Annotated in this window: 10 protein-coding genes and 1 pseudogene; 3 read left to right on the top strand and 8 right to left on the bottom strand. The window is 37.4% G+C overall.

All coding sequences use genetic code 11. From position 1 onward, the window contains the following. Together AC2JBO_RS19120 and AC2JBO_RS19115 are read right to left on the bottom strand one after the other, a co-directional pair. Positions 1-282, bottom strand: a pseudogene (locus AC2JBO_RS19120) (hypothetical protein); the annotation flags it as partial. A 68-nt stretch (positions 283-350) separates the two neighbouring features. Then, the gene (locus tag AC2JBO_RS19115) at positions 351-872 is read right to left on the bottom strand and encodes a COP23 domain-containing protein (protein WP_496955231.1); all 522 of its coding nucleotides are present in this window, start codon (positions 870-872) and stop codon (positions 351-353) included. A gap of 303 nt (positions 873-1,175) precedes the next feature. Between AC2JBO_RS19115 and AC2JBO_RS19110 the strand changes: the two genes are divergently transcribed. Further along, positions 1,176-2,591 carry a protein kinase domain-containing protein gene (locus tag AC2JBO_RS19110; protein WP_496955230.1) on the top strand — a complete coding sequence of 472 codons (1,416 nt, stop codon included), beginning with the start codon at positions 1,176-1,178 and terminating at the stop codon, positions 2,589-2,591. Positions 2,592-2,716: 125 nt separating this feature from the next. After that, a complete protein-coding gene (locus AC2JBO_RS19105) occupies positions 2,717-3,229 on the top strand; it encodes a hypothetical protein (RefSeq protein ID WP_496955229.1) in 513 nt (170 codons plus the stop codon). Here AC2JBO_RS19105 and AC2JBO_RS19100 read toward each other — a convergent pair. From AC2JBO_RS19100 to bchB, 6 genes are all read right to left on the bottom strand, one after another. After that, positions 3,189-3,281, bottom strand: a complete 93-nt coding sequence (locus AC2JBO_RS19100; RefSeq protein WP_496955235.1) for a hypothetical protein — start codon at positions 3,279-3,281, stop codon at positions 3,189-3,191. The two genes, AC2JBO_RS19105 and AC2JBO_RS19100, sit on opposite strands and share 41 nt — an antisense overlap. A 417-nt stretch (positions 3,282-3,698) precedes the next feature. Continuing rightward, positions 3,699-4,247, bottom strand: a complete 549-nt coding sequence (locus tag AC2JBO_RS19095; protein ID WP_496955228.1) for a hypothetical protein — start codon at positions 4,245-4,247, stop codon at positions 3,699-3,701. A gap of 305 nt (positions 4,248-4,552) precedes the next feature. Further along, entirely contained in the window at positions 4,553-4,789 is a 237-nt protein-coding gene (locus AC2JBO_RS19090; RefSeq protein WP_496955227.1) for a hypothetical protein, read from the bottom strand. Positions 4,790-4,961: 172 nt separating this feature from the next. Next, positions 4,962-5,312 (bottom strand): immunity protein CdiI family protein, encoded by a 351-nt coding sequence (locus AC2JBO_RS19085; protein ID WP_496955226.1) that lies wholly within the window; start codon positions 5,310-5,312, stop codon positions 4,962-4,964. 277 nt (positions 5,313-5,589) lie between these two features. Further along, positions 5,590-5,694, bottom strand: coding sequence for an immunity protein CdiI family protein (locus AC2JBO_RS19080; RefSeq protein ID WP_496955225.1), 105 nt, complete (start codon positions 5,692-5,694; stop codon positions 5,590-5,592). A gap of 203 nt (positions 5,695-5,897) precedes the next feature. Then, entirely contained in the window at positions 5,898-7,424 is a 1,527-nt protein-coding gene (gene bchB, locus AC2JBO_RS19075) for a ferredoxin:protochlorophyllide reductase (ATP-dependent) subunit B (RefSeq protein WP_496955224.1), read from the bottom strand. A gap of 207 nt (positions 7,425-7,631) precedes the next feature. Here bchB and AC2JBO_RS19070 point away from each other — a divergent pair, with 207 nt between their 5' ends. Then, positions 7,632-8,306, top strand: coding sequence for a hypothetical protein (locus AC2JBO_RS19070; RefSeq protein WP_496955223.1), 675 nt, complete (start codon positions 7,632-7,634; stop codon positions 8,304-8,306). Positions 8,307-8,365: the final 59 nt, after the last annotated feature.

Genomic DNA, 8,365 nt, shown 5'->3' with positions numbered 1-8,365 from the left:
ATTCGCATTTATTGAATAACTTTGCCTATCTGGCAGTGTGACTTGCAAATTAGTTTGATTTTGGACTACGTGATAGGCAGTAATGACAGTGTAAGTGTTGAGCGCGCGCTTGATGATAACTCCGGAACCAGCATTACTACTATTTTTGCTGTCAACAATTTGTACGGTAATTTCTCTACCCATTTGTTGAACTTCTTGTGGGGAAAGCGCGCGCGCTGTTTGCGATTGAATCAAAACAACCGAGGCGCCGACTAATACTGAAGATAGTGTGTATAGTTTCATATCTACTATAAAGTGTTATGTTCAGCTTGGTGCTAAGATTCCCGACTTCTTAAAGAAGTCGGGAATCTCTACCGCTCAGATTGGATGTTATCTAAATATGTAGCAAAATCGACATATACCTTAGATTTATCACCACTTTGGTTGATTATTCTTCCTGCTGCCATAGCTCTTTGGTCTAAAAGTCTTTCTACAACAACTCTTGAATCGCTTCCGCGCGGAAGCGTGAATAGCACATTGTTCTCGGTACAAGTGTCGTAGGTATTCGCAATTGCACAAACTACTGGATACCCATTAACCGTTCCATTCGTAATGGTCTTGAGAGTTCCGTTGTCTGAGCTACGCTGAAATCGTTGTGAAACTTGCTTGCAACGCTCAAAAGGTGTCAGTTTGGAAGATAAGCTTGAAACCCAGCCAATTATGGGTTTCTTACTGCCATCCTGATTACGTACATAGGTTTTAGGTACGCCTTTGTCCTTTGCACAGAAAAACGTAGCACTACTGCTGGCTTGGCTTGGCTGATTGAGGGTTACAGAGACAGTAGATATACTCAGTAAGACAATCGTAGAAACTTTCGCAATTTTAGTTAACATGGCATTGAGCAATTCCTGAGTCAGATGTGCTTAACCAACCGAAAATTTCTCTATACTGACGTTTTCGGTATACGAAAAGCTACAACTAATTTTTGCACGTTTTTGGAAATATGCTTAGATATATCAATAAATCTATAAATATTGGATAAATGTTGAATAAATTGAATAAATTGAGGATATTAAGATATTGAAAAAGTTGAAGATATTGAAGATGTTGAATAAAAAAAGTATAAAGTTCATTTAGATCAGTTCAAGGTAATTTATTTTCTTGTATATTTTGATACAATATTGTAAAAATAGGGTATGTCAATGCTAAATCAAAAGCTAGGAGGGCGTTACCAGATAATTCAACAACTAATGCCGCCAGGAGGCTTTGGTGTAACTTTTATAGCTTGTGATACCCAAAGGCATGGAAATCCTCAGTGTGTTGTCAAAAAATTGCAGCCACGCTCTAATGATTTAAATAGTTTGCGAATTGCACAGCGTCTGTTTGCACAAGAAGCTGAAATCTTAGGAAAACTGGGTCAACACGACCAAATTCCGCAGTTATTGGCTAATTTCGAGGAGGAACAAGAGTTCTATATAGTTCAAGAGTATATTAATGGTCATGACTTGAGTCAAGAAATTCCACCAATAGGGAATAAGTCACCGGAAGCTCTTGTAATTCAACTTTTAAAGGAAATATTAGAAGTTTTGGAATTTGTCCATCAAAATAATGTTATTCACCGCGATATCAAACCATCCAATATCCGGAGGCGTAAATCGGACAATAAGATAGTGTTAATTGATTTCGGCGCCGTTAAGCAAATAAGTAGCATGGAGGTAAATCAAGCGGGGGAAACAAAGTTTACAGTTCCGATAGGTACTTATGGCTACATGCCAAGCGAACAAGCAGTAGGAAATCCCAAGTTAAGTAGTGATATTTTTGCAGTGGGAATTATTGGTATTCAGGCTTTAACAGGAATATATCCAGACCCTCATGGTAGAATGCCAACAGATGGAGAAGGGGAAATTCTTTGGCGTAATAGTGTAGAAGTAAGCCCTAAATTTGCAGAAATTTTAGAAAAAATGGTGCGCTACGACCACCGTCAGCGCTATTCAAACGCAACAGAAGTATTAAATGCAATCAATCAACTTTTAGCCAGTAAAGAAAAGGAGACAAAAAAAGCGCAACTGATTCGCAAAATATTAATAGGTTTGATAGCATTAGCAGCTATTGGCATAATTATGTATTTTGTAATTCCGCGTAAAAATCCATCTGTTACCCAATTAGTTTCCTCTTACGAAAGCACTGATTTAGGAATCAAATTAAAATATCCTCAAGATTGGCAAAGGCAAGATTTACAAAATCCATTTACTGGCGAAAAAGTATCATTTATTTATAACAAGCAAAGCCCAAAAGACAGCTTTGAGGAAAAGCTAACGGTTAGTATTACTCCTTTTAATGGCACTTTAGAGGACTATAAAAAAACAGTTGTTGAAGCAAATCCGGAACAAAATATAAGCAATACAAGTGTCAATTCGGCAACTTTAGCAAATAGACGCGCGTATCAACTAATTTATACAGTTAAAGATGGAGATAATACATTAAAAAACCTCAAAGTATTTACTTTAAATAATGGCAAAGGCTATGCTGTAACTTATTCCGCTAACATTGATGACTACGAGAAGTTTTTGCCAACAGCAGAAACAATGATTAATTCATTCGAGATTAAATAAAAGCATCTTGTTCTTATTCTTATTCTTGTGGAACGGGCATACCTGCCCGTTTGACATTCAGGGCGGGCAAGGATGCCCACCCCACAAGAAACTTTTTGGTTTTATTGAAAAGTCCTTATTACTATATGCTAATTACTCCCTTATTTGAATTAAAATTACCACATATAGCAACTTATATAGAAATAACACCCGATGGTAGAACAATTGTAGCAGCAACACGTGAAGGTCAAATTTCCGTTATGAACGAAAGTTTAACTACTTTATATAACTACAATGTTAGCGATTCTATTATAGCCCTAACAATCAGTTATGATGGGAAAACGCTTGCAATCAAAGATAAAGATGCTCGACTTGTAGTTTTTCAAATAGATGGAGAAGTAATATTTGAAGAAGCAGTTCACAATCAAAAATATAAGGGAGAATATGGCTGTATTTTTTCATCAGACGGCAAGCTTTGGGATGTTGTAGTAGATGCAGAAGGCGAAGTATTAATTCAGTATCGAGAGACACAACACTGGAAAGTTTTGAAATACGCTTTTTTGCTTGTTAATTACCAAGAAAGTTATTTTACTTTAACTTCTCATCCACAAAACAAAGTCATGCTAAATTTGATACATTTTTACGTAGCCTGTCACTAAAGTACACAATTTCATAATTAGGCGTCAGTTCTGTTTGTAGTTGCTTCCACAAACTGATTCCTTCTGGCAATCACACAAGCTTTAATCATAAACTTACCTCAGTAGCAATATTATAATTTGGAACACCATGCTCAACACAGTATCGATATTTTTCAAGAAGCGCTTGCCGCATAAATTGATTTTGCAGACAATAATATATTGGCTCTTCCGTACAAAGCGCGTGCTAAATCTGTTAAAAAAATAGCTTTTAACCCTTGCTATGCTTATCTTACAGCCATTATTGGCTTTATAAAAATAAAATTACTGGAATTTCAACTATAAGTGCCTGTAAGCCTTGATTATAAAGGATAATTATCGATTTTAATTAAAATTTAGCACGCTATGTACGGAAGAACCATTTAAGGTAGCATTATAACTAACTTTCCGCAATTACGTAAGCTTTAGTCATAAACCAACCTCTATAACAGTATTAGGCTTTGGTATATGTGACAGCAACGTTGGATAGAAAATTAGTTATTTCAGCTATGATTGGATGCTGTTGTAATTGGCTTAATTCCGCAGCATTCATGTTCTCAAATATTGTTTGGATGTATTGCGACTTATCGCCTAAAAATCTTGACAAAAATCGCTTTGGATGACAGCAAGCAAACTCCCACTCTAAATCAGTAAAATGTTGTCCAATTATTTTTTCAATCAAATCACGATTATGTAACAAAACAACTTCTATTTCCGGGATAGCCATAACAATTTTATAAGGGACACCTGGAGAAGATTGACGCATCAAAAAATTTATATCATTAAATTTCTCAGCGACTATATCTTTATCATCTGCGTGCGTGTCTACTATTAAAGCTACAGGTATTCTATCAGCTCCAAGAATTGTCATCGCCATTGATAAAGCGTCAGACTGACCCAAACCAGCGTAAAATTTTGTACTTTCAAGCAGTTCATCTGATAATATTTTTTTTATAATATCCATATCTGACTGAGATTCTGTAAGAATGCAAGCTTGAATCATGGTAATCTCCCATTAATATTGTAATTTGGAACACCTTGTTCAACACAGTATCGATATTTTTTGAGAAGCGCTATTCGCATAAATTGATTTCGCAAACAATAATATATTTCCCCCTGTTCCCACAAAAGGATGGTTTGAGGAGCTATATATTTGGCTAAAGTAAAAGCAGCTTCTGTGAAACCACTGCTACTAAATACGCAACCAATTGCTGCTGCTGGTCTACGTAGTAATTGATTTCTAAGTTTTGCAATTGGTTCAACATTTAATGTTGTACTTGTATCTTTACATTCTATAAGACAGTTCAGTCAATCTGAATAAATAGCTACATCAATTTGCTCAAGTTCCTCATCATCTATTCTCACACTATAAGGATAGAGGACTTCTGCACTTTCTAGTTGAAATGCTCTTATAATTAGATATTCTAGAGCTTTTCCTGCATCCCAATCAGGAGTATCTCCTGCCTGTATCTGAGACCAAAGTATAATTAAATCGTCCCAATTATAAGTTTTTATCCTGGCTTCGTATTCTGCACCCGTAGGCATGTAATTATTATATCCTGTAACGAACGTTAATCAGTACAAACTAAATATAACTCGTTAGGTCTATCATTTGTACTAGTGTCACTGAATATTAATAAAAACTTTGATTTAACTTTAAATTTTTAATATCTGTTTGTTTATTCTTGACCAAATACTTGGGCTATAAGCAAGAATGCTATTGCTGCGAGGCTTTTAACTCACCTAAATTTGTTACAATTCTACATAGTCTGTTACTAAAATATACAATCTCATAATTAGGCGCCAGTTCTGTTTGCAGTTGCTTCCAAACTTTAATTGCCTCTTCATCAAAATTTGCTTCTACTTCTGGGCTTACGAAACCAGGTGAGGAAAGCGGGTCGTCCCAATTTAATATTGTGTTGTAAACTGCTGCCCATTTATATAATCTGTTTATAGTTTCTTGACTCAAAGGCTGTTTTGCAGGGTCGATGTTACCAACTAGGTCTCCTGATGCCCACCATAAAGGATAACATCCATAATCTGGCATCAGTTTAATTTTGGTTGCCATACATGTTCTAATTAATTTTATGGTGGAGCGAACAGAACTATTATCGTAAGGCTTCTAAATCAGCTAAATTCGCTACGGTTTTACGTAGCCTGTTGCTAAAATACACGACCTCATAATCAGGCACCAGTTTTTTTTGTAGCTGCTTCCATAAACTAATTCCTTCTTATTCAAAAGCAGCTTTAGCTTCTAAACTAGGAAAGCCTGGAGAGTCAGTAGGGTCTTCCTAATTTAAGGTAGCATCATAAGCCTTTGCCCATTATGTAAACTTTCAATTGTATTATTTCAAAGATAAGCTTTCAGGCTCTATATCTCCCACCTCTTCATCATCCCACCATATAGGGTAACAGCCATAATCTGCCATTAGCTTAATTTTTCTAGGCATATAAATCCAATCAAAAAAATTGTTTACCCGGTTATTAAGTGCTTAAGTCCTACAGTTTGTTTTGCTGCTAATAAACCAAGTTCAATGATTGGTTCAAACTATCACTCTACGAATCTCTCTGTGTACTCTGTGTCTCTGTGGTAAAAATTTCTGTTGGTTTGTGGTGTCTCGCCTGTGCATTCACTCAGGCGAGACACCGGGAGCTACGCTCCTACTGCTTCTTTTGCTGCGTATAGAACTTCTGCGTTAATGTTGCCAATACCGCGTTCGCGCGCGAATTTCTCTGTATTGCGTTTCACCTTACCGCGTACAAAACCAGGTATCTTATTAAGTTCTGCTAAACCGTCTTTTGTCCAGCTTAAATCAGATTCAGCAGAAATACCTTTGGTAATAACTTCTTTTGTATCGTGTCCACCAAATATTTCTAACAGGTGGTCTTCCATTCCCAATGTAAACGAGTTATATACTAAGTCGGCTACTTGGTTTGTTCCTTCATAACCCATGAATGGTTTGTAACCAATGGGGAAGTTTTGTATATGGATCGGCGCCGCTATTACACCGCAGGGAATATCTAACCGTTTACCAACGTGACGTTCCATTTGTGTACCGAAAATAGCTGAAGGTTCAACGCGCGCTATTGCATCTCCAATGGCGCCGTGGTCTTCGGTTATTATTACTTCGTCGCAATATTCACTAACTTGTTCACGGAACCAGTCAGCATCATATTTACAATAAGTGCCTGCCCAAACTACATGAATCCCCATTTCCCGCGATAAAATCTTGGTCATTGCTGCTGCATGGGTAGAGTCACCAAACACTACTGCTTTTTTACCAGTTAAGTTCTGACAGTCGATGGAACGTGAGAACCAGGCAGCTTGTGATACATACAATGTTTGATTATTAATAAACTCTTCATAATCAACATTGGCGCCTTGAGCATTAATAACCTGCTGAATTTTTCGGATACAACGCGCTGTTTCTACTACACCCATCGGCGTAATATCTACACATGGTGTTCCAAATTGTTCTTCGAGGTACTTCGCTGTTGCTAAACCGAGTTCGCGGTATGGACACAAGTTAAACCACGCGCGCGGTAAATTCTTTAACTCGTGAACTGAGGCACCTTCTGGAATAGCAGCATTAACTTCGATACCCAAGTCAGCCATTAACCGCTTTAACTCGGTGCAGTCGTGCTGGTTGTGAAACCCTAAAGTGGAAATACCAATGATGTTAACTGAGGGTTTTTCTGTTTTGCCTTCAGGTAACTCACCTTTTTTACGTGCTTTCTCAATGTAAAACTGAACAATTTGTTGTAACGTCCGGTCTGCTGCTTGTAACTCGTTGACGCGATAGTGGTTAACGTCCGCTAACATTACGTCACCTTTTGCATCGAGTTGCGCGCGTTCTACAAAGTTTTGTAAATCTTCTTGCAAAATGCTCGATGTGCAGGTAGGAGTCAAAATAATTAAGTCGGGATGTTCTTCTTTGTCTTTACGGGTAATGTTATCTACTACCTTTTCTTGCGAACCGCGCGCTAATACATGACGGTCTACAACGCTCGCTGTAACTGGGGTAAAATCTCGCTCTCTCTCCAACATCGAGCGCATTACGTTAAAATAATCATCCCCTAAAGGAGCGTGCATTATCGCATGAACGTTTTTAAAAGAACTGGCAATTCGTAGCGTACCAATATGAGCAGGGCCTGCGTACATCCAATAAGCCAACTTCATATATCTGTTCTCCCTTAATGAGTAATTTTACTCTGTCACCAATTGACAACTAATCGAATTTATCGTTCTTGATTGTCGCAAAACTTTTGGCGCCTTTATACCGTGGAGAAATGAAAGTTATTATTTGCAACAAATGTTCCGAAATGCTTTTACTCCTACGTGTATCTATTTTTAGAATATACATAAGTTTAAATACGCATATAAATCATGTCTCTAAATTCTAAAATTGCTATCGTTACATTAAGTTTACTTCTTGGTGCAAGTATTTCAGGGTTTGCAGCTAATGCTACACTGCCTCAACAAAAACAACCTGTTGTTACTGCTCAAGTTAAGCAAGTAAAAAATAATACTGTTATTCCTGGTAAACAAGTAGGTGCCATTACGAAAAAGACGAAGCGCGCGGATTTGGTGAAATTGTTCGGCGCCTCTAAACTAAAGGATGAGACAACTAGATTTTTTGGTGGAGAGGCTGAGTTTCCCGGAACAGTAGTAAATTTAGGTAAAGATAGAGAGTTGACTGTTCTTTGGAAAAATAAAAACCGTAACCAAGTAGCAGGTGTGATGATATTTGACCCGCAGTGGAAGACTCCTGAAGGTATTGGAGTTGGAACGGCGGTGAGTGAGTTGCAGCAAAAAATAGGTAAGTTTAAAATGAGCGGGTTGGGTTGGGATTATGGTGGTATTCCTGACCTCCAAGGAACTAAAATAGCGAATTATAAAGGCCAACTTGTTTTGCGGATGAGTACGGACAGCGAACTTTCTCAAAAGTATGAGAAGGAGTCTAGAGCAATTTCTGGTGATGGTGTTACATTGTCTTCGAGTAATCCTAGTTTGAAGCGTTTGGGTGTAAGTGTTAGACAGATGATTGTGTTTTTTAACTAATTTGTACTAATCACTCAATGGTTATGGTAATCACTGAAGTGATTATTACAATAAGTGGG

The organism is Calothrix sp. CBUCES-K 9914 (assembly GCF_059640475.1).
Note: the sequence above shows the minus strand (reverse complement) of the source record. Positions and strands in the feature narration are given on the sequence as shown.

Bases quoted from the DNA above. Each gene is read 5' to 3' on its own strand.
- AC2JBO_RS19115 (WP_496955231.1), bottom strand. From the start codon at position 872: ATGTTAACTAAAATTGCGAAAGTTTCTACGATTGTCTTACTGAGTATA.
- AC2JBO_RS19110 (WP_496955230.1), top strand. From the start codon at position 1,176: ATGTCAATGCTAAATCAAAAGCTAGGAGGGCGTTACCAGATAATTCAA.
- AC2JBO_RS19105 (WP_496955229.1), top strand. From the start codon at position 2,717: ATGCTAATTACTCCCTTATTTGAATTAAAATTACCACATATAGCAACT.
- AC2JBO_RS19095 (WP_496955228.1), bottom strand. From the start codon at position 4,247: ATGATTCAAGCTTGCATTCTTACAGAATCTCAGTCAGATATGGATATT.
- AC2JBO_RS19090 (WP_496955227.1), bottom strand. From the start codon at position 4,789: ATGCCTACGGGTGCAGAATACGAAGCCAGGATAAAAACTTATAATTGG.
- AC2JBO_RS19085 (WP_496955226.1), bottom strand. From the start codon at position 5,312: ATGGCAACCAAAATTAAACTGATGCCAGATTATGGATGTTATCCTTTA.
- AC2JBO_RS19080 (WP_496955225.1), bottom strand. From the start codon at position 5,694: ATGCCTAGAAAAATTAAGCTAATGGCAGATTATGGCTGTTACCCTATA.
- bchB (WP_496955224.1), bottom strand. From the start codon at position 7,424: ATGAAGTTGGCTTATTGGATGTACGCAGGCCCTGCTCATATTGGTACG.
- AC2JBO_RS19070 (WP_496955223.1), top strand. From the start codon at position 7,632: ATGTCTCTAAATTCTAAAATTGCTATCGTTACATTAAGTTTACTTCTT.